25 protein-coding genes are annotated in these 17,070 nt (G+C 58.2%); 17 read left to right on the forward strand and 8 right to left on the reverse strand.

Annotated elements, in window-relative coordinates:
• The first annotated feature begins 234 nt into the window (after nucleotides 1-234).
• Nucleotides 235-495, forward strand: coding sequence for an AbrB/MazE/SpoVT family DNA-binding domain-containing protein (locus tag VG146_01760; GenBank protein ID HEV2391068.1), 261 nt, complete (start codon nucleotides 235-237; stop codon nucleotides 493-495).
• Nucleotides 492-887, forward strand: coding sequence for a PIN domain-containing protein (locus tag VG146_01765; protein ID HEV2391069.1), 396 nt, complete (start codon nucleotides 492-494; stop codon nucleotides 885-887). Before VG146_01760 ends, VG146_01765 begins: the two co-directional genes overlap by 4 nt.
• Here VG146_01765 and VG146_01770 read toward each other — a convergent pair.
• Both VG146_01770 and VG146_01775 read right to left on the reverse strand, forming a co-directional pair.
• On the reverse strand, nucleotides 884-1,510 hold the full coding sequence (locus VG146_01770) for a hypothetical protein (GenBank protein HEV2391070.1): 627 nt from the start codon (nucleotides 1,508-1,510) through the stop codon (nucleotides 884-886). The genes VG146_01765 and VG146_01770 overlap by 4 nt on opposite strands.
• A gap of 64 nt (nucleotides 1,511-1,574) precedes the next feature.
• Nucleotides 1,575-2,024 (reverse strand): hypothetical protein, encoded by a 450-nt coding sequence (locus VG146_01775; GenBank protein HEV2391071.1) that lies wholly within the window; start codon nucleotides 2,022-2,024, stop codon nucleotides 1,575-1,577.
• Between the two features lie 194 nt (nucleotides 2,025-2,218).
• Between VG146_01775 and VG146_01780 the strand changes: the two genes are divergently transcribed.
• From VG146_01780 to VG146_01845, 14 genes are all read left to right on the forward strand, one after another.
• The gene (locus tag VG146_01780; protein ID HEV2391072.1) at nucleotides 2,219-2,797 is read left to right on the forward strand and encodes a hypothetical protein; all 579 of its coding nucleotides are present in this window, start codon (nucleotides 2,219-2,221) and stop codon (nucleotides 2,795-2,797) included.
• Between the two features lie 2 nt (nucleotides 2,798-2,799).
• The gene (locus tag VG146_01785) at nucleotides 2,800-3,222 is read left to right on the forward strand and encodes a hypothetical protein (protein ID HEV2391073.1); all 423 of its coding nucleotides are present in this window, start codon (nucleotides 2,800-2,802) and stop codon (nucleotides 3,220-3,222) included.
• Entirely contained in the window at nucleotides 3,219-3,410 is a 192-nt protein-coding gene (locus VG146_01790) for a hypothetical protein (protein HEV2391074.1), read from the forward strand. The genes VG146_01785 and VG146_01790 overlap by 4 nt, the downstream gene beginning before the upstream one ends.
• The gene (locus VG146_01795) at nucleotides 3,407-3,973 is read left to right on the forward strand and encodes a hypothetical protein (protein HEV2391075.1); all 567 of its coding nucleotides are present in this window, start codon (nucleotides 3,407-3,409) and stop codon (nucleotides 3,971-3,973) included. The genes VG146_01790 and VG146_01795 overlap by 4 nt, the downstream gene beginning before the upstream one ends.
• Before the next feature lie 98 nt (nucleotides 3,974-4,071).
• Complete coding sequence (locus VG146_01800) at nucleotides 4,072-4,332, forward strand: hypothetical protein (GenBank protein HEV2391076.1); 261 nt, start codon at nucleotides 4,072-4,074, stop codon at nucleotides 4,330-4,332.
• A 6-nt stretch (nucleotides 4,333-4,338) separates the two neighbouring features.
• Nucleotides 4,339-4,719, forward strand: coding sequence for a hypothetical protein (locus VG146_01805; GenBank protein HEV2391077.1), 381 nt, complete (start codon nucleotides 4,339-4,341; stop codon nucleotides 4,717-4,719).
• Nucleotides 4,716-4,856 carry a hypothetical protein gene (locus VG146_01810; GenBank protein ID HEV2391078.1) on the forward strand — a complete coding sequence of 47 codons (141 nt, stop codon included), beginning with the start codon at nucleotides 4,716-4,718 and terminating at the stop codon, nucleotides 4,854-4,856. Before VG146_01805 ends, VG146_01810 begins: the two co-directional genes overlap by 4 nt.
• Nucleotides 4,853-5,014, forward strand: coding sequence for a hypothetical protein (locus tag VG146_01815; protein HEV2391079.1), 162 nt, complete (start codon nucleotides 4,853-4,855; stop codon nucleotides 5,012-5,014). The genes VG146_01810 and VG146_01815 overlap by 4 nt, the downstream gene beginning before the upstream one ends.
• On the forward strand, nucleotides 5,004-5,396 hold the full coding sequence (locus VG146_01820; GenBank protein ID HEV2391080.1) for a hypothetical protein: 393 nt from the start codon (nucleotides 5,004-5,006) through the stop codon (nucleotides 5,394-5,396). The genes VG146_01815 and VG146_01820 overlap by 11 nt, the downstream gene beginning before the upstream one ends.
• 145 nt (nucleotides 5,397-5,541) lie before the next feature.
• Nucleotides 5,542-5,784, forward strand: a complete 243-nt coding sequence (locus VG146_01825; protein HEV2391081.1) for a hypothetical protein — start codon at nucleotides 5,542-5,544, stop codon at nucleotides 5,782-5,784.
• Nucleotides 5,781-6,107 carry a hypothetical protein gene (locus VG146_01830; GenBank protein ID HEV2391082.1) on the forward strand — a complete coding sequence of 109 codons (327 nt, stop codon included), beginning with the start codon at nucleotides 5,781-5,783 and terminating at the stop codon, nucleotides 6,105-6,107. Before VG146_01825 ends, VG146_01830 begins: the two co-directional genes overlap by 4 nt.
• A gap of 1,016 nt (nucleotides 6,108-7,123) precedes the next feature.
• Nucleotides 7,124-7,879: a ZIP family metal transporter gene (locus VG146_01835; protein ID HEV2391083.1), complete on the forward strand. Its 756-nt coding sequence runs from the start codon at nucleotides 7,124-7,126 to the stop codon at nucleotides 7,877-7,879.
• Nucleotides 7,880-7,912: 33 nt separating this feature from the next.
• On the forward strand, nucleotides 7,913-8,344 hold the full coding sequence (locus VG146_01840; protein HEV2391084.1) for a Fur family transcriptional regulator: 432 nt from the start codon (nucleotides 7,913-7,915) through the stop codon (nucleotides 8,342-8,344).
• Between the two features lie 159 nt (nucleotides 8,345-8,503).
• Nucleotides 8,504-9,916 carry a Gfo/Idh/MocA family oxidoreductase gene (locus VG146_01845; protein ID HEV2391085.1) on the forward strand — a complete coding sequence of 471 codons (1,413 nt, stop codon included), beginning with the start codon at nucleotides 8,504-8,506 and terminating at the stop codon, nucleotides 9,914-9,916.
• A 297-nt stretch (nucleotides 9,917-10,213) separates the two neighbouring features.
• Here VG146_01845 and VG146_01850 read toward each other — a convergent pair whose 3' ends face one another.
• The 4 genes from VG146_01850 to VG146_01865 form a co-directional block, all read right to left on the reverse strand.
• Entirely contained in the window at nucleotides 10,214-11,422 is a 1,209-nt protein-coding gene (locus VG146_01850; protein HEV2391086.1) for an endonuclease/exonuclease/phosphatase family protein, read from the reverse strand.
• 110 nt (nucleotides 11,423-11,532) lie between these two features.
• Nucleotides 11,533-12,129 (reverse strand): hypothetical protein, encoded by a 597-nt coding sequence (locus tag VG146_01855; GenBank protein ID HEV2391087.1) that lies wholly within the window; start codon nucleotides 12,127-12,129, stop codon nucleotides 11,533-11,535.
• Nucleotide 12,130: 1 nt separating this feature from the next.
• A complete protein-coding gene (locus VG146_01860; protein ID HEV2391088.1) occupies nucleotides 12,131-12,727 on the reverse strand; it encodes a DUF4410 domain-containing protein in 597 nt (198 codons plus the stop codon).
• 96 nt (nucleotides 12,728-12,823) lie between these two features.
• A complete protein-coding gene (locus VG146_01865; GenBank protein HEV2391089.1) occupies nucleotides 12,824-14,086 on the reverse strand; it encodes an MFS transporter in 1,263 nt (420 codons plus the stop codon).
• Nucleotides 14,087-14,207: 121 nt separating this feature from the next.
• On the opposite strand from VG146_01865, the gene VG146_01870 reads away from it, so the two are divergent.
• Nucleotides 14,208-14,423, forward strand: coding sequence for a hypothetical protein (locus VG146_01870; protein ID HEV2391090.1), 216 nt, complete (start codon nucleotides 14,208-14,210; stop codon nucleotides 14,421-14,423).
• A 120-nt stretch (nucleotides 14,424-14,543) separates the two neighbouring features.
• Here VG146_01870 and VG146_01875 read toward each other — a convergent pair whose 3' ends face one another.
• A complete protein-coding gene (locus VG146_01875; protein HEV2391091.1) occupies nucleotides 14,544-15,512 on the reverse strand; it encodes an ABC transporter permease in 969 nt (322 codons plus the stop codon).
• Between the two features lie 22 nt (nucleotides 15,513-15,534).
• Nucleotides 15,535-17,058 carry a sugar ABC transporter ATP-binding protein gene (locus tag VG146_01880; GenBank protein HEV2391092.1) on the reverse strand — a complete coding sequence of 508 codons (1,524 nt, stop codon included), beginning with the start codon at nucleotides 17,056-17,058 and terminating at the stop codon, nucleotides 15,535-15,537.
• Between the last annotated feature and the right edge of the window lie 12 nt (nucleotides 17,059-17,070).

Consider the following 17,070-nt stretch of genomic DNA (forward strand, 5'->3'; position numbering starts at 1 on the left):
TGAGCCAAGCTGGTTCCTGCTCGAGAACGTGCCCGGGGTTCCGGACATTCACATTTCGGGCTACCAGGTCCAGCGGTTCAACTTGTTCGCCCATGAGTTTGGTTTAAGACAAAGCCGCAACCGCTCGTTCCAGTTTGGCAGCCGTGACGGCCGTCCACTTCAGCGGAATTGCCGTCCAATCGAGCCTGGCCAAAAAGGCTTGAAAAAGGAAGGCGCTAGTAGGAAAGTTGCACCATGAGCGCCACAGTTTTACGCGAAAAGCGCCAGACCACCCTGCCGGTCGAGGTGGTTGAAGCAGCCGGCCTGAAACCAAACGACCAAGTGGACTGGCGTTTCCAGGACGGCGAGATACGCGGACGGAAGCTCGAGCCGGTCAGGCCCATCCCCAGGCTTAAACCGCTCCGAGTAAAGGGCCGGCTGCGCCCTCCTGATGGCTTCAAGCCATCCCGCCAGATCATTGCGGCCGCCGTTCGCGCAGACCGGGACGATAGATGAGGCGTTACTGGGACAGCTCCGCGTTGCTGGACGCCTTTTTCGAGTCCAGGATTGAGTCCTTAGTCCGGGAACCGGACCAATGGACAAGGCCCCACACCCTTGCTGAGATGTTTTCGGCCCTTACGGGGGGACGGTTAGGCGGACAATTCCATCCAGCCGACGCGTCCGCCATCGTCCGCGAGTTGACGGAGACCATGAATTTTGTCGAGCTGGACGCCAAAGAGGTTCAAGCGGCACTGGATTCGGCGGACAAGCACGGCGTCCGGGGAGGGAACGTCCATGATTGGATGCACGCCACGGCTGCAAAGAAAGCCGGCGCTATCGTCCTGCTAACCGACAATTCCACGGACTTCCAGAATTTGGCGGACGGATTCGCCGTCGAGGCTCCTTAAAACAGTTTCCCGGACAGTTTTGTCCGGGTTAGGCGATTCCAGGACAGGAAACTCCCCAAGGGCAATCCCTGGACAGCCTCCGCATCGGCCCCCAATCGCCGGACACAAGCCAATTCCTTGGGTTCATCAAGGCGGAAACAGACCAGTTCGGTGGACTGTCCGGTAATGGAGGCATTAATCAAACTCGGACTCTGAGTGGCGGAGACAAGCTCCGTGTCCTCTTCACGGCCAAGGCGGACAAGCCTGTCCAGCTCTCGGGGAATGTCCTCGCGGTCCTGCCATTGCCAGATTTCGTCCACCAATACCAGTTTCTTGCCCGGACCGCGTTGGGACGCTGCATACACCCAATCGCAGAAAAACCGGAAAGCGGCTTTGTAGTCGCCATCCGGGAACATCCGGGCAGGATTAAAGATGACCCATCTCGAGGCCAGCGCCGCCTCGAGTTCGGCGGACGTGTAGCATGGACGGAGATTGAGCCGGGTGGCAGCCCGGCCCAGGTCATCGAACAAGAACCGGCAGGCAGCCGGCGCGTTCAGCAGGTAGCGATAGGCAAAGGTGGATTTCCCGCTGCCGGACATGCCGACAATCAGCGTGTTGGCCAGCTCGAGGGTGTAATCGGCCATCTGCTCAATGAGTCACACCCTGGTTCAGCCGGTCCAAGGGCCAGAAGGAGCAAGGTGTAGTGCATTATTTTTCTTTCTCTTTCTGTGGTTCTTGTTTTGGAGGAGGCTGGAGATTCTGCAAAGCAATCAGCTTATCGAGCCGGCGCAAGAGCTTGACGTGGTGTCCGCCGATGAGCGCCAGCGAGCTGACCAGGACAGCCACGTCTTTATACTCGGGACTGATGCCAGTCGCGTTGAGCAGTTTGGCCGCCACACGCGGCGCTGAAATCTCGAGGCCGCGCTTGCCCACAGTCGGCCATTTAGCCGAATCCTGGATTTCCTGGACGATCTCTCCGGGCAGCCTGGCCTTTTCCGCACGGCTGCTAACCTGTAGGGCCATTCCCTCTTCCAACGCCGGGATCAACTGTTCGCAGATCGGTTTGAGTTCCTCCGGGTCCCAAGGTACAGGCGGAGGACTTTGAGGAAAAGCCACACCGCCCGCACCAACAGGCGCCGCTTGAGGCGAGTTAGCCACAGCCGCGGCGCTCGGCAGTGGCGGAGGTTCTGGGGAACGCTGCTTGCGCTTGCGCTGCGCATCTTTCTTCCGGTCGGCTTCGATGGCCTCGGGTGATCCTGGGACAAGGCCGTCCAGGCGTTTGCGTCCGCCTCGCAGGCCTCCATGCTTTGTAGCTGCTTCGCCAGCAGAAAGCGGAGCGGAAAAAACTCGAAGTGAGTTTGTATTGCAACGGGATTTACATTACGAACAATCCCACTTGGGCGGTTCAAATCTTCAACACGGGCGACACCACGCCGCCCCGTTTCAAAATCGCCAGCAATGGGTCCGCCTCGCAGCACTTTTGGCAGTTTCAAAAGGACCTGGAAAGCAACGGGAGTCAGTTTGAGTTCTACTCGAGCACCAATGGGGGCAGCAACGTGAACCTCACTCTGACGCTTGACCCATTCAGCGGCAATGAAAATCTGGTGTTCGGAAAGTACGTCGGCAACCTGGCCGGGGCCACAAATGTAAGCTCTACGGTGCTTGCCAGCTCGGCCGATGTGGCTCTTAAGGGCTTCGAGGAATACGTCTTCCTGGCCGGCAACCATACTTGCACCCTCGGCAGCGCTGCCACCAACGCGGGACATTCGGTCTCGATCACCTGCACCAGCGCCGGCACGAATGCGATTCTGCCTATTTTGAGCCAAACGATCACCGGTGCCAGCAAGTGGACTAACGGAGCCATTTACACCGTCACCAAGCTCATCAGCGACGGGTCCAACTGGCAGATAGCCGGCTCTCGAGGAAACTGATTATGGCCTGGTTCGGACTCGATAAACTTTTTTTGGGGTACGACCTGACTGCCCAGCAGCAGCAGAGCAACGCCCTCGACGCGCAGATCAACAACGTCAACCAGGCGCTGCAAACGGCCGGTTACGTCCCGCCAGGCTATGCCGAACAGGCCGCTGCCGACATTGCGGCGGGGGACAACAGCACGGGCGCGGGCGACGTGGTTCAAAGCGTGGATTCCGAATTCGTGGCCGGGGCTAAGCAGGGCCTTGACAACGTGCTGACCGCGCCCGGCAAAGTCGTTGGGGCAGTCGGTTCGGGGGCCTCGACTCTCTTAGGCGGCATAATCAAAGCAATTCCCTGGTGGGTCTGGCTCGGAGCCGCCGCGGCCCTGTTCGTCTGGATGGGCGGCCTCGAGCTGCTGAAAGGAAGGTTCGCGCGAAAATGACTCAGCAAGACTCTTTACGCCTTGTGCTTGTCCGCATCGAAACAAAGGTCGATCTGCTTATAGCTAATGACGGCGACAAGGAGAAGCGAATCCGCAAGCTTGAACGCCGCGACGGCATCGTGGCCGGTGCTTCCGGCATCGCAGCAATTTTGTCCCCAATCGTTTGGAAAAAGTTATTCGGTTTATGATAGAAACAGCAATACCAGCGCCGGCTGCTCCGGCAATCAACGCGCCGGCCGTCCAGGCCGCAGCCAAGGACCTCGTGGATACTGCCACGCTGGTTAAATCAATCCTCACGGCCTACAAACAAGGCGGCGCCGCAGCGGCCGCTGGCCAGCTCCCCGCCGCCGTGAGCCAGATCGCCACGGATATAAAGGACGCGGAGGCTGCCCTGCCCTCGATCAAAAGCGGCTACGCTACCACGGAATTCTGGCTCACTGCCGGCGTCGTGGTTCTCAACGGCGTTTATCCGCTGGTCACCGGCAAGCAACTCCCATTCGATGCCAATATCGTGATGGGCGCTGCCGTGGCCATCTACACGGCAGCTCGAGGCCTTCAAAACCAAAGCCGCATGAAACGGTTATGCTTTTTGACTGGACTCTGCTTGCTGCTTAGCGGCTGCAAAGTGGTTGAGCGCATCGCTACTGCCCCGCTGGGCCTGGCCATGGGGGTTTATTGGGGCGCTCACGACAGATCGCCCGGAGTTGAAAGGCCTCCCAATACCAACAGCTTTTCTGCATTGCCCCATTGAACCAATGCTCACTGGCTTTCTATCTCTGGCGGGCGCGTTGCTCTCCATCCTCTTTTGGGAGATGAAACGGCGCGCCGCCAAGGTGGACGATCCGAGAAATGAAAATCAAAATGCACGCGACCAAAACCGGCAGGCGATTGCCAATGGTTCTGCTGGCGATCTGCTTGACCGCCGGCTTAACCGGCTGTCTCCACCCGCAGGTCAAGGTCATTGACCCAACGACAACCGTTCAGCGGCTCCCAAGAGGAACCAACGTAACGGCCTGCGTGGATGGCTATTTTGTGCCTGATGCGACCATGCTTCGGATTCTCGATCACCTCGGGGAGCTGGATGTCTTCGGCACAAACCAAACAAAGTAAAAAAATATGAGCGAAACCCAAACTTCAACGCCGCCGCCTGCACTGGCGCCAGGCCAGCCCGTCCCCATCAGCCCCGGCAAGATTCCCGAGAGTATAGCGGCAATCCGCGTCCTTTCTGATCCGATGCAGCTGCTCGAGAAAGAGGCTGACGACCTTTTGGCTCAGAATGCCGCTCTGCAAATCGAGAACAGCACGCTTAAGAACCAGGTTGAACAGCTTACCGCCTTGGTCCAAAAGAAACCGGCGGCCGCTGGCTTCTTGCCAGCCACTGAAGCAGAGCTGCGCGCGCTGGTGAACGGCTTGGAGAAGAAAGCGCTGCCTTGGGGTTACCGAGCGGGCAAACTGCTCTCTGAGCTGGTCAACGAACGCTGGTTGCTCAGGCGATGAGCTTTCTACGCTCAGCACTGAGCCTGGTTACTCAGGCCGTTAAGGACCTGTTCTCGGGCAAGATTAACGCCCTCGGGCTTGCCATGCTGGCTCTGGCGGGCTTTGTCGGTTGGTGGCTCTGGAAGAAGCTCAAATGAACCAACGCCAAGCCACCGCTTCGATCATCATGCTGGTGCTCATCCTGCTGGGCATGGCCGGCCTCTATTACGGCCTCTGGAAGGCTTACCAGCTTTACCAGCAATACCAGGCACAATACCAAAAAGGCGGAATCCTCGGTCTGCTAGGTGGAAAATGAAGTCCAAATTGCGCAAAGCCAACAGGTCCAAACGGCGTCCTGGGCGGTCACGGCGGGGAACGGCCATGATAAGCGTCCGGTTCCGGGAGCCCTTGAGGTTTCTCAAAACCCTGTTGCATTAAAGCTGCCTTGCGTCCTGCCGGTCTCCGCCGCCGATGCCCTTGCCTGGGCCGAAGGCCGGCTGGATGATCTGGACCTTGTGCTGAATGCCAAATTGCGCCCGGAAGCCGTCTTTGTCGTGAACCTTCCCAACCTTCGCTCTTACCGTCAAACGCTGCGCCTAGTGGCCAATTGGCGCGAGCGCGGGGCAGTCTGCATGATAGCCCGAACCGGAAGCGATCTGGTGGAAGACGGTCACTGCGAAATTCATAGGGCTTCGTGAGTTCCACGGGCTACACGGTCCGAATCCTCGAATATGACATCGAGGACGGCGGAGCGGCCGCAGGTCGGCGGACAAGGCGTCGGCCAGCGTCGGGCCCATGCGCAAAAAGGGTTGCCAAGGCACCTAAAAGGTGCAAATTGAACCCATGAAGCGTTCAGTTGACTTGGATGAAGACCTTGCCGCTGAGGTGGAAAAAGCGGCGGAGCTGGTCAGGGAAAAGCCGGCTACTGTAATTCGGCTTGCTATCCGTGCCGGGCTGCCAAGCGTTACGAGCCGATTCCAAGCTCCAAGGCCTGAGGGCTATTTCGCGGACGCTTACAAGGACGCTGCCCGGGCCGAGAGTGAGAACAAGATGCTATCTGCTCTGATCCAGAAACCGGAGCGATGAGGATTTGGCAATGGGAAATCTGGAAAGCGAAGGTTCCAGGATTCGCCGTTGATCATTGGTTTGTCCTGCTGAGCGGACAGGAGCGGCTCGATAACCCGAAGCATCAGGCCTGCAATGGTCTAATCTGTTACACGCTGCGAGGACCGCCAATTTCCACAGATGTCCGGCTTGACGCGGCGGACGGGTTTAGAGCCGCTACCGCTTGCCAATGCGACTTTCTTTGGGTGCTTGATAAGCGGACGCTGCACAGCCAAACTGGGACGGTTTCCTGGGAGCGCCAGCAACAAATCCGCAGTAAAGTCCGCGAAATCTTGCGTCTTTAAAACATCATTGGGACCCGTGTGAACGCGCTGCTCGTCATTGGCTCAATCCATTTGTTGTTTGTTGTTTGCCGTGACCGCCTTCACGCTGGCTCAGGATCCGCCACCCATGTGTACCATACATTATTTTCAGAACCCTGATCGGGTCGGCGTTCGGAGAGTAGTCCTCTCCCCAAATAGCTAAAGTAGAATAGCGCCAGTTTCCACCGATGTACTTGATGCCAACGGTGCCTTTATCCAGAACGATCTCGTATGGTCTCTTCCCAGCCAAAGCAAACTCGCCTAGAATGTTGGTATCGGCGATAGACTCCTCCCCTGCCCCAGGGCCGCCCCGTTGCCGCATCAGACGATCACACCGGGATGCGAACTGATCCAACTCGCTGCGTGGAAGGGCTTCAACTGCGTCACAGAAAGCGCGACTTTTGGCGACCCGGTACCGAAGAACCCAAAATGGCAGGGCGACCACCAGGAGCAAAGCCCCGATTAGGAGGAAAACAACCCACGCCCGTGTCGTCATAGCTCCCACCGCTGCCCGGTACCCTGGCTGAGTGATTGAGGCATATGTTGAGTGTCCTTCCGAAAGGGCTTGGGGAGCCTATGATGCAGGCCGTTGGCCTGCAAACAGAATTATAGCCATTCGTACCCAGGACGTTGGCCCTGGGCCGGTATGAGGGACGCCTTTGGCGTCCTGCGTCGCTACGCGACGCAACCTCGATTTGTTGGCTCTTCTTCCGTAGGCCGAGGCCCACAGCCACCGGCATGGCACCGCTACGCGGTGCGAGGCGCCGGCACAACTTCCTTTTGCATCAGGTCCGTCGCCAGCGAAGGGCAAAAAAATTGACACCATTCTCCTCATCCTCGATTTTCCAGGGGCTTCGAGGACGAGGACGAAAGGAAGAGCCGACTATTTTCAAAACACGCCCTAAAGGTCCCTAAAGGTCCGCACAACCCACAATTTCCATTTGCACTGGAGAGATTACTGAGGCAAACTTAAATGCAAATGATTTGCAATTGAGCGCATGATAACCCCTGTTTTAATCCGCATCTTTGCGGCCTTTGCCATTGCGCTGGCGGGCGGGGCGTTCAGCGCGTTGCTGGCGCGGACGCACAAGCAGCTTTGCGCCTTTATCAGTCTGGGGGCGGGGACGTTATTGGGGGTTGCGGTCTGCGGGATCGCCCCGGAATGCCTGGAGGCCTTGAGTTGGTGGCAATTTGTCCTGGGGGTTGGGTCGGGTTATGTCCTGTTCGCCGTGGTGAGCAAATACATTTTTCATATCTGCCCGGCATGCGCGGCCAGTCATTTCGATGATGTAACGACGCATCATCTGGCGGAGTTCGCGCTGGCGATGATGATAGCGCTGGCGATTCATTGCACGGTGGATGGATTGGCGCTGGCGGTGGGCCACGAAGAGAGCGAGGCGGTTGATTTGTCTGTCACCTTTGCCATTTGCGTGCATAAGTTTCCGGAGGGCCTGGCGCTGGGGGCGCTGCTGCTGGGGGGCGGATTTCGGCGAGCCAGGATGCTGTGGCTGGTGACAGCGGTGGAGTCCACAACGATTTTGGGCGGGTTGCTGGGGTGGTTTGCCCTGCACGATGTGTCGAATATGTGGCTGGCGCTTGCGCTGGCAAATGCGGGTGGCGGATTTCTTTATCTTGCGCTGCATGCGGTGCTGGGCGAGATTTTCAAGCACCATAAGGGACTGGTGCTGGGGAGTTTTGCCAGTGGTTTCAGCGCGATTGCCGCGTTGATTCTGTATTTTCATTTAAAGGCCTAAATGCCCAAATTGGAATCACCACGTCATTTCGATATGCCACGGACAAAGACCATGTCGGCCTTGACGGAGCGCCTGCGGCGTCACGCGCGGAAGATCACCGGGCCGCGCAAGGCGGTTCTGGAGATTCTGCGAAAGCACTCGCATCCACTGACAAACCGGGAGGTGCTGGTCGCCCTGCCCCGCGGGCAATGCGATTTGGCCACAGTTTACCGGGCGATGCACGTGCTCGAGGGGATAGGGATGGTGAAGCGCTTTGATTTTGGGGACGGCGTCGCTCGATTCGAGCTGATTGGCGACGGCGGGGACGGGCATCATCATCACTTGATTTGCACCCACTGCGCGCGAGTAGTTGAGATCGAGGAATGTTTTTCAGGGTTGATGGAAAAGCGGATTGCGGCCAAAAACGGTTTCAAAGGGGTGACGCACCGGCTGGAGTTTTTTGGGATTTGCCGGGAGTGCCAGTGAACGGTGGCACCCATCGCTCAAAGCTGAAATTCTGGAAAGATTGTTCGATCTGCCGGGCACCTGTTGAGCCGTTGCAAAGATTTCATTGTCCCGCTTTTTTGGTTGTGAGGCTGTTTTCTTGAATTGACAACTTCCCCCGGGCGTCTGAAACATTGGGTTATGAACGAATCTTTCCAATCCTCGAATACCTCACGCCGGGAGTTTATCAAGACGACTGGCCGTCTAGCTGCAGTCTCGGCCCTGGCTGGAGTGACCTTGCCGAACGTCCATGCCGCCTCAGGAGACGCCTTGCAGGTTGCGTTAATCGGGTGCGGCGGGCGCGGGACAGGCGCCGCGGCCAACGCCTTGGAGACGAGCGGCGGCCCAATCAAGCTGGTGGCCATGGCGGATGTTTTTGAAAACCGCCTCAACCGCAGCTATGAGAATCTTAGCAGAGGCCATGCCGCTAAGATGGATGTGCCGCAGGAGCGAAAATTCATCGGCTTCGATGCTTATCGCAAGGCGATGGACTGCCTGAAGCCAGGGGACGTTGCGATTTTCACGACGCCGCTGGCATTTCGCTGGGTGCATTTTACCTATGCGATTGAAAAGAGGCTGAACGTGTTTATGGAGAAGCCGTTGACGGCCGACGGTCCGACCTCGAAGCGGATGCTGGACCTGGCGGAGCAGGCGATCAAAAAGAACCTTAAAGTTGGGGTGGGTTTGATGTCGCGCCATAGCCGCGCGTTCCAGGAGCTGGCGGACCGGCTTCATGGGGGAGAGATTGGGGACATCATTTTGCTGCGCGGTTACCGGATGCACGGCCCGGCGGGGTCGGCTTATGTGACCAAGTGGCCGGGCAACCCGAGCGAATTGCTGTGGCAAATCCGCAACTTCCATAGTTTCCTCTGGGCCAGCGGCGGGTGTTTCAATGACTTTTACATTCATCACATCGATCACCTATGCTGGATGAAGAATGATTGGCCGGTGAAGGCCCAGGCCCTGGGCGGCAAGCATTACAAGACCAATCCCGAAGGCGAGCCTTACGTGGATCAGAATTTCGACGTTTATTCGGTGGAATACACCTTTGCGGACGGCACCAAGATGTATATGGACGGCCGCTGCATGAACGGCTGCAACGACATTTATTCCAGCTACGCCCAAGGCAGCAAGGGCATGGCGATTGTGTCTCATGCCAATGACTGCGGATTTCCTTCGATGACGTTCAAGACCCAGGCGCCCAAGCGCTCGGAGATGATCTGGCAGGCCAAGGAGATCGCCGGCCAGCAGGACCCATATGAGAACGAATGGAATGACCTGCTGGAGGCCATCCGCAACGACAAGCCCTACAACGAAGTCGAGCGGGGGGTCAAAGCCAGCGTGACATCGAGCATGGGCCGAATGGCGGCGCACACGGGCCAGGAAATCAGCTTTGAGGACATGCTCAATTGCGATCAGGAGTTCGCGCCCGGGGCGGACAAGTTTACGTTCGAGTCCCCTGCCCCGCTGGTGTCGGATAAGAACGGGAGATACCCGATTCCGGCGCCCGGCATTACACGCAAGCACGAGTACGAGCCGGTGGCTTCGGCGTAAGGGTTTTAACGCAGAGACGGCCAGGGAACTGGACGCGGGCCGGGCCAGGGGCTCAGACGCGTTATTTCGGCGGCTCCAACAGCTTTATTTAATGAGGCGTAGGCTCGGGCCATCCACTGGTGTCTGCGTCTCTGCGGCTTCGCGCCTTTGCGTTAAAATAAGGGTCATCGAGCAGGCCGTTGACTACACGATGAATGCCCGCGCGCAGAGGCGGAAAGCCTCTGCGCTTCTGTTTGCAATCCGCAGGCCGGATCCGGTTGACCCGGCTCAGTTTCTTTTGGCGCTCCTGGTTGGAAGCTATCTCCTGCTGAGGCCGGCTTTGCCTTGAATGGCTTTGGGATTGCCGAGGAAGAATGTCGTCGTGAGCGCGGCATGGTCCGAAGGCCAGAGCGGGGGCTGAGCCAGGCTGAGCATGGGGTCCAGGACCTGCGCCGCAACGGGCGTGAATTCGTTCCCGCGATAGAGCACGAAGTCGATGCGATAGACAAATTGAGTTGTCGGATCAGCCAGGTTGGGATCATGCCCCCATGTCAGGCCGCCTGCGGGGTCACTCGGATTCAGGGTGAGCCAGGAATCTTTAAAGCCCGCGGCGATGAAAGGGTGGTAAGTGGATGTTTCAGTGCGGTCCAGGGGATCGGCATTGAGATCGCCGGCGATAACGACTGGGCCGCCAAGGTGTGCGGGGCCGGCCAATAATTCCAGTCCTTGTGCTTCTTGAATCGCTGGGGAGGAATTATCTTCGAGGTGTGTGCAGATGCAGCGGAAGCGCTCGCCGCGAACAAAGGCATCTACCGAGCACCAGCCACGATAGACCGAGAGGCCGAGGGCGGGGATTTGCAAATAAGTGGAGAACTTGCCGGTTTGGGGATTGGAAGCGCGCAAATAGCCCGGAGGCAAATCTGTCCGGACCAGGATAACCTCATGGTCGATGGCGCGGGCATAGGCGAGTTGCAAGGGATTGAGGTTGGCTATCATTGGCATGGTCACATCCATTTCCGTTGAAACAACGGCCACTCTGTAATGGGCGCCCTTAGCTTCGAGTGCGCTGGTCAGGAGTTGCAGATAATCGTAGGCCACCGTGAAAGGACCTGGCCCCTGGGCTGTGGCCGGCGCTTGCTCGATGGTATAGACCTCTTCCAGCGCGGCGATATCGGGCTTGGCAGCCGCGATCTCGCCGGCCAGGCCCGCCATGCGCGCCGGCGGATCCGATGCAACGATCTGCATATAAACAGCGGTGACTGTCTGAAGGAGCTCTTGCGGAAAGGCCGGGTCCGTTGGGTCCAAGGCTAATGGCGCTTCGATGGAGCCGCCTATGTAAGCGTTTCCTTGGTAAAACTTGACGCTCTTTTTGCCTCCAGCTTCAGGCGAGCCCGCCACCGCCGAAAGGGCGCATGTGGCGAGAGTGACGATGAGGCAAGCGATGGCGCGCCTCAAACTAACGCCGCCAGGCCGAAGACGAATGGCTGCTGGTTCCTGTTCGATTTGATTAACCCGCTCTGATTTCATAACTCATTTCCTTTTCCGAGCGGGAGATTTTGCGCTTGGACCGCCCCGCTCCGGCGGCGCCAGGCGTTTTGTGAGGGGCCTTGTGGAACTCGGCCCTCCAAATCGACGAGCTACTTTCCAGCTTGTTGTTGGGCGCTGGAAACCGCTTCGCGCTTGAGTTCGACAGCAGAGGTCCAGGCGTCTTTGGTTTTGAGATGTTCGAGCACGAATTTCTGCAGGTCGGACGTGCTGGCTGTCAAGACTACCCGCAGGTCATCGGGATTGTCGCTGCTTTGGACCAGGTGATGCGCAACGGGGTGGGGGTGTTTTGCCAAATAACTTTTGAGCCAATCGTTGTCCAATTGGGCCAGCTTCAAGGTGGGAGTGAAGCCGACTACCTGGAGCAAGTAATGCGGTGGAATGACCCGCACATCGGTATCGATCGAGGCAAGGTCCAGAAAGAGTTGGTCTTGCAGTTTAAAGGCATGGACATTCATGACGGTGGCTTTTTGCGACTCGACTAATATCAGCCGATAGGCCTGAGGCTCGCTCTTCTGGAATTTCCATGTGTTGTTCGAGTTATCATCGACCTCGAGCCAGTCGCCGACCAGGGCGGGTTCGAAGACCAGGTCTTTGGTGGTGTAATAAGGGCAGACGGACGTGACCAGACAACCTGCGAGCAGCAGCCCCGCTGAGGCCGCAAGAAGCGTGAATGCGCGTTTTTTCATACTATTCAATCCTTTCTCCTCTGACCCATTTGTCTGTTGTTTCGGCGACCAGTTGACCGAGCTTATCGATCAGGTCTTCCAACTTCATCATGTCCCAACCGCCGATACCCGAGCCGCCCAAATACGATTTGCGCGCCGTGAATGAAGTGAGTTTTGTGCCATCGCTGGAGTGTATCATGAACTCCCCGACGGCACGCTGCTGACCCGCTCCCATTCCGACCCAAAACCGCGCAGCGGCGCTCCCCTTCTCCACCTGGGTGATGGCGCCTTTGAGGATAATGGCCCCAGGCGGGACATTGGTGGATGGAACGTCCCTGAGGACATCAAACGATTTATGCTCTGCGCACCATTTCTCAACGCCCAATTGGAATGCGTGGGCCATTACCTTTTTTTCGGGCTCGGAAAGACGCGCATCGGTAATTTGGAGTTCACCCAAGGCCAGGGCGGAGGGTCTCTGTTTTGGCGGCGCACCGCTGGCCAGGGGTTTGACCTCTTTGAACGTGCTCACACATCCTGCGGCCAATAATGCCGCGAGGGCCACTACGGCCAACGCTACTATCTGCTTTCCAAACAGGCAACTCGACCGGCTTTTTTTCATAAGTAACTCCGTCCTTCTGTATTTGATTAGTTCTGATTGCTCCTGAGCCTAAAGAAAACGGCGTAGAAAGTCGAATCAAATAAAATGTGACTAATATCAATTGGAACGATGTTTTGCGGAGCGCAAGGTTTTGAGGGCAAGCCCAAGCCATAGGCTGCCGCCGATCAGCAGAGCCAGTGGCAGGATGAGAACGGCGCGATGCAGGCCGAATGCATCAGACAAGCGACCCGTGATTTCCGGGGAATAGAAATCGCCGAAGAGGTGGATCATAAAGATGGACATGGCCATCGCGCTTGCGCGGAGATTCACAGGAACGGTTTCCACAATGAGTGTGTTGACGGGGCCGGTGCCCAAAAACAACAGCAGGATAGCCCCCGCCAAACCGAGCAGGAGGGCGGTCCTGGTTCCGCCCAGAAAGGCCCAGGTGGCGAAGGGAGCGGCGGCCAGCGTGGAGATGCCCAGAGTGAGGGAGTAAGCAGCCGGGTTCCGCTTGCGCCATGCGGAGGCAGCGAACCCGCCAGCGAAGGTGCTGACCAGGCCGGCGACTGCGGTTAAGGCGGCAAAGTAAGCGCCCGCCTGTTTGTGGCTCATGCCGGAAACGCGATTGAGATAGCTTGGCCCCCAGAAGGCGAAGGCGCCCATGGCGAACGTGTAAGCGACATAGCCCCAAACGACGAGATTAAAATCAGCCAGGCGCAGGAGTTTGAAAACGCCGGCCCAACCGGGCTTGTTGGCTCCCCTGCCCTGCCCTTCATCGGACTGGCCGCGTTCCGGGTCACGGAATGGCAACAGGCTGGCGGCCAGCAGCAAGCCGGGCACGCCCGCGACGATAAAGGCATAGCGCCAGCCCCAGACCGCCTCGATTTGGGAGCCGATCAGATAGCCAAGGGCAGCGCCTAACGGAATGGCCACGTAGAAAATGGTCAGGGCATTATTTCGCCGCGCGGGGCCATAGGCATCCGAGATCAAGCTGGGGCTGATGGTGGCGTAACTGGCCTCACCTAAGCCGACCATGATCCGAAAGCCCAGCAAACCCACAAAGCCGCCGGCCAGGCCCGTGAGGACCGTCCCCAAACTCCACACGAAAATCCCGGCGGCAATCAACCACTTGCGCGTCATGCGGTCGCCCAAATAGCCGAAGAATGGGGAGGTGAGAAAATATCCGATCATGAAAGCGGTATTAATGCGGCCCGCCTGGCTATCGGTGAGATGAAAATAGGCCTTGATTGGCTCAACCATCTGATAAGCGACGTAGCGGTCCAGATAGTTGAACAGATTCAGGCCGGAAAGGATGAACAGGAGCCAAAAAGGAGAGAGTGCGCGGCCAGCCGTGTTTTGAATGGGCTTGGGTGTGTTCATGGGTCACAACCGCAGGGCGAACGCCGCTCAGGATACCACAGCCAGCCCAGGAGAGGGAATGGAAAAAAGGATTTGGGCTCGGCCCTTACAGCCGGCAACCAAAAAAGGACAACCGCGGGATATGCGAAATACTACCGAGGCCAAAGGCCTCTTTTATACCAGCCCTGGGCCAGCGCCCTGGGAAAAGAAGCCCGCGCTGCGTCTGCAGGCCAACGGTCTGCCTTATAGAACCATCTATAAAGCGGGCCGTTGGCCTGCAACCATCCACCTGCACCGCGTTTCCCACGGCGTTGCCGTGGGCTGGTATGAGGGACGTCTTTGGCGTCGTCGGCTCTGACGCGCCTACGTTCGCAATCGGCGTCAGAGCCGTAGAGCGTGCGGGCTTGGAAAGCGCCCCGGGCGCGCTCGACGCTCCACGAAAATCCATCCAAGCACCGAGGTTGATTCTGCTCGATCCTTAAGGGAGCAACGCGCGCAGAAAAGGCAATTTGCGACAGGTTAACCGAGTTCGCCAGGCATCGACAATGACGGCGAGAATGATGACTGCGCCAGTCACGACACGTTTTATCGGCTCGGATATCCCGAGCTGGGCGAGGCCGGCCTGCAGGGTCGCGATAATCAGCACTCCAAAGAAGCTGTTCACCACCGAGCCGCGCCCCCCGGCAAGGCTGGTGCCGCCGATAACAACTGCTGCGATAGCTGAGAGTTCAAGGCCCACGCCGGCATTAGGGTCTGCCGAACCCAAACGGGAAGTGTAGAAGACCGCTCCCAAGGCGCTGAGCAATCCTGAAAGCGCAAAAACAGCTATCTTGGCCGGACGCGGATTGATGCCTGCCAAACGCACGGCCTGCTCATTAGTTCCAATGGCGATGAGATGACGTCCGAAGAGTGTCCGCGTCAAGGCCACTTGACCAGCCCCTACAATCAGCAGCGACAGCAGGAAGGCAGCGGAGCAGCCGACGACAGGCAACGGCCCCGCCAACCCGGTAACTGACTCGCCGATGTACTTGGTTTGCGAGTGGGTGGTGAGATACGCAAGCCCTCGGGCGATTTCGAGCATCCCCAATGTGACAATGAATGACGGAATACTCAAACGCACGCTCAGCGCTCCATTACAAATGCCGGCGGCCAGGCCAACTCCAAGACAGAGTGCTGTGGCCGCGCTGAATGGTGAATGCCAATCGCTCATGGCCACACCCAGAACAGCGCCCGCCAATCCGAGCACCGAACCGACCGAAAGATCAATGCCCCCGATGATCAGAACAAAGGTCATGCCCACTCCGACCACAGTGAGGGCCGGGATGTTGTTGGCTAGTATCGCCAGATTCCGCGTCGTGAGAAAGTTTTCGCTGAGGGCCCCAAACAGGAGCAACAGCCCAATCCAAATGAAGAGCAGTGCCGCGTTTTGGCCAAAATGCTTTGCCATCAGAGCCGTCGCCGGCTGTTGATCAGGTTTGTTTTTCCTCGTCCAGGTACCCGCTGAATGCGGCGCGGGTGATAACCTCCTGTGACCACCGGCCTGGCAAGAATTCGGCTGCAATCCGGCCAGCGGACATGACGAGGATACGATCACAGAGAGCCATTAATTCGGTCAATTCACTTGAAACAACCACCACGGCTTTGCCTTCTTGAGCCAAGTCACCGAGCAGTTGATAAATGCTGTCTTTGGCCGCGACATCGATTCCGCGCGTTGGTTCATCGAACAGGAGTACGCGGCAATCCCGCGCCAGCCAGCGTGCGATGACGACCTTCTGCTGGTTGCCCCCGCTCAGCTCGGAAACGATTTGCTCCGGAGAGGCGCAACGGACAGCCAGACGGCCACAGAAAGAATCTGCTGTTTGGCCTTCGGCGCGCCGGTCCAGCCAGCCACCCGCGTGAGTGTGGCGTGGCAGGGTTGCCAGGGTGGTGTTGACACGAACCGATTGGCCCAACAGCAGACCATCGGCCTTGCGGTCCTCCGGGACCATGCCAATCCCGGCGCGAACGGCATCCACCGGGTCCCGGATTGTGACGGGTTTTTGATCCTCATTGAGGAAGATATCACCTGCATCTTTGGCATCCGCTCCGAAAATGGCCCGCAAGGTCTCGGTCCTTCCCGAGCCGATGAGACCGGCCAAGCCCAGGATTTCCCCGCGGCGCACTTCAAAGCTGACATCCTGGACCCGCCCACCAGCGCGCAAATGGCTCACCCGCAGGGCTGTGGCGCCCGTGACGCGCTCGCCCACTGCCTTGCGCTCCGGCAGATCGTGTCCGACCATGTCGCGCACCAAACCGGTTGCAGTGACTTCCGCGGCGAGATGAGTCGCTACTCGGCGGCCATCGCGCAAGACCGTTGTTCGGTTGGCTATCCTGCGGATTTCATCCATGCGATGGCTGATATAGATGATTCCGACGCCTTCCGCCTGAAGCTTGCGCACATTGGCAAACAACCGTTCGATCTCGGGATCGGTCAATGCAGCCGTGGGTTCATCCAGGATCATAACCCGGCAGTTTTGGGCCAGCGCGCCGGCGATTTCAACCAACTGTTGCTGGCCGACTCCCAGGTGATGGGCCGGCGCTGTCGGGTCCAGGTTCTTTAAGCCAACCCGCGCCAGGGCCTGCTGCGCCATTTTGCTTAATTCACCGAATCGCACAAAGCCGGCCCGGCGCGGTAATCGGCTGAGAAAGATGTTCTCGGCCACGGTGAGCGTGCCGATGACATTGAGTTCCTGCATGACCATGATGACGCCGGCTTGCTCGGCGTCCCGTTTGGACCTCGGCGAGTAGGGCCGCCCTTCGAGTTGGACCTCTCCACTGCCGGGTTGAGTCAGTCCGCACAAAATCCTGGCGAAAGTGGATTTTCCCGCCCCGTTGCTGCCGACCAGCGCATGGACCTCGCCACGCAGCAAATCAAAGCTGAAATCGGTCAACACCGGCGTGCTATAGCTCTTGTTGAGATTACTGACTTTCAACAGTTTGGGGGGTGAGGGCATAGAATGGGAGCG

Source organism: Verrucomicrobiia bacterium (genome assembly GCA_035946615.1).
In the GTDB taxonomy this organism is placed as follows: Bacteria; Verrucomicrobiota; Verrucomicrobiia; order Limisphaerales; family UBA8199; genus DASYZB01.

What these genes read in the sequence shown, in the direction of transcription:
- VG146_01765 (HEV2391069.1), top strand. Translation starts at nt 492, where the DNA reads ATGAGGCGTTACTGGGACAGCTCCGCGTTGCTGGACGCCTTTTTCGAG.
- VG146_01830 (HEV2391082.1), top strand. Translation starts at nt 5,781, where the DNA reads ATGAGGATTTGGCAATGGGAAATCTGGAAAGCGAAGGTTCCAGGATTC.
- VG146_01840 (HEV2391084.1), top strand. Translation starts at nt 7,913, where the DNA reads ATGCCACGGACAAAGACCATGTCGGCCTTGACGGAGCGCCTGCGGCGT.
- VG146_01795 (HEV2391075.1), top strand. Translation starts at nt 3,407, where the DNA reads ATGATAGAAACAGCAATACCAGCGCCGGCTGCTCCGGCAATCAACGCG.
- VG146_01800 (HEV2391076.1), top strand. Translation starts at nt 4,072, where the DNA reads ATGAAAATCAAAATGCACGCGACCAAAACCGGCAGGCGATTGCCAATG.
- VG146_01845 (HEV2391085.1), top strand. Translation starts at nt 8,504, where the DNA reads ATGAACGAATCTTTCCAATCCTCGAATACCTCACGCCGGGAGTTTATC.
- VG146_01855 (HEV2391087.1), bottom strand. Translation starts at nt 12,129, where the DNA reads ATGAAAAAACGCGCATTCACGCTTCTTGCGGCCTCAGCGGGGCTGCTG.
- VG146_01860 (HEV2391088.1), bottom strand. Translation starts at nt 12,727, where the DNA reads ATGAAAAAAAGCCGGTCGAGTTGCCTGTTTGGAAAGCAGATAGTAGCG.
- VG146_01790 (HEV2391074.1), top strand. Translation starts at nt 3,219, where the DNA reads ATGACTCAGCAAGACTCTTTACGCCTTGTGCTTGTCCGCATCGAAACA.
- VG146_01865 (HEV2391089.1), bottom strand. Translation starts at nt 14,086, where the DNA reads ATGAACACACCCAAGCCCATTCAAAACACGGCTGGCCGCGCACTCTCT.
- VG146_01785 (HEV2391073.1), top strand. Translation starts at nt 2,800, where the DNA reads ATGGCCTGGTTCGGACTCGATAAACTTTTTTTGGGGTACGACCTGACT.
- VG146_01835 (HEV2391083.1), top strand. Translation starts at nt 7,124, where the DNA reads ATGATAACCCCTGTTTTAATCCGCATCTTTGCGGCCTTTGCCATTGCG.
- VG146_01760 (HEV2391068.1), top strand. Translation starts at nt 235, where the DNA reads ATGAGCGCCACAGTTTTACGCGAAAAGCGCCAGACCACCCTGCCGGTC.
- VG146_01770 (HEV2391070.1), bottom strand. Translation starts at nt 1,510, where the DNA reads ATGGCCGATTACACCCTCGAGCTGGCCAACACGCTGATTGTCGGCATG.
- VG146_01810 (HEV2391078.1), top strand. Translation starts at nt 4,716, where the DNA reads ATGAGCTTTCTACGCTCAGCACTGAGCCTGGTTACTCAGGCCGTTAAG.
- VG146_01875 (HEV2391091.1), bottom strand. Translation starts at nt 15,512, where the DNA reads ATGGCAAAGCATTTTGGCCAAAACGCGGCACTGCTCTTCATTTGGATT.
- VG146_01815 (HEV2391079.1), top strand. Translation starts at nt 4,853, where the DNA reads ATGAACCAACGCCAAGCCACCGCTTCGATCATCATGCTGGTGCTCATC.
- VG146_01805 (HEV2391077.1), top strand. Translation starts at nt 4,339, where the DNA reads ATGAGCGAAACCCAAACTTCAACGCCGCCGCCTGCACTGGCGCCAGGC.
- VG146_01825 (HEV2391081.1), top strand. Translation starts at nt 5,542, where the DNA reads ATGAAGCGTTCAGTTGACTTGGATGAAGACCTTGCCGCTGAGGTGGAA.
- VG146_01870 (HEV2391090.1), top strand. Translation starts at nt 14,208, where the DNA reads ATGCGAAATACTACCGAGGCCAAAGGCCTCTTTTATACCAGCCCTGGG.
- VG146_01850 (HEV2391086.1), bottom strand. Translation starts at nt 11,422, where the DNA reads ATGAAATCAGAGCGGGTTAATCAAATCGAACAGGAACCAGCAGCCATT.
- VG146_01880 (HEV2391092.1), bottom strand. Translation starts at nt 17,058, where the DNA reads ATGCCCTCACCCCCCAAACTGTTGAAAGTCAGTAATCTCAACAAGAGC.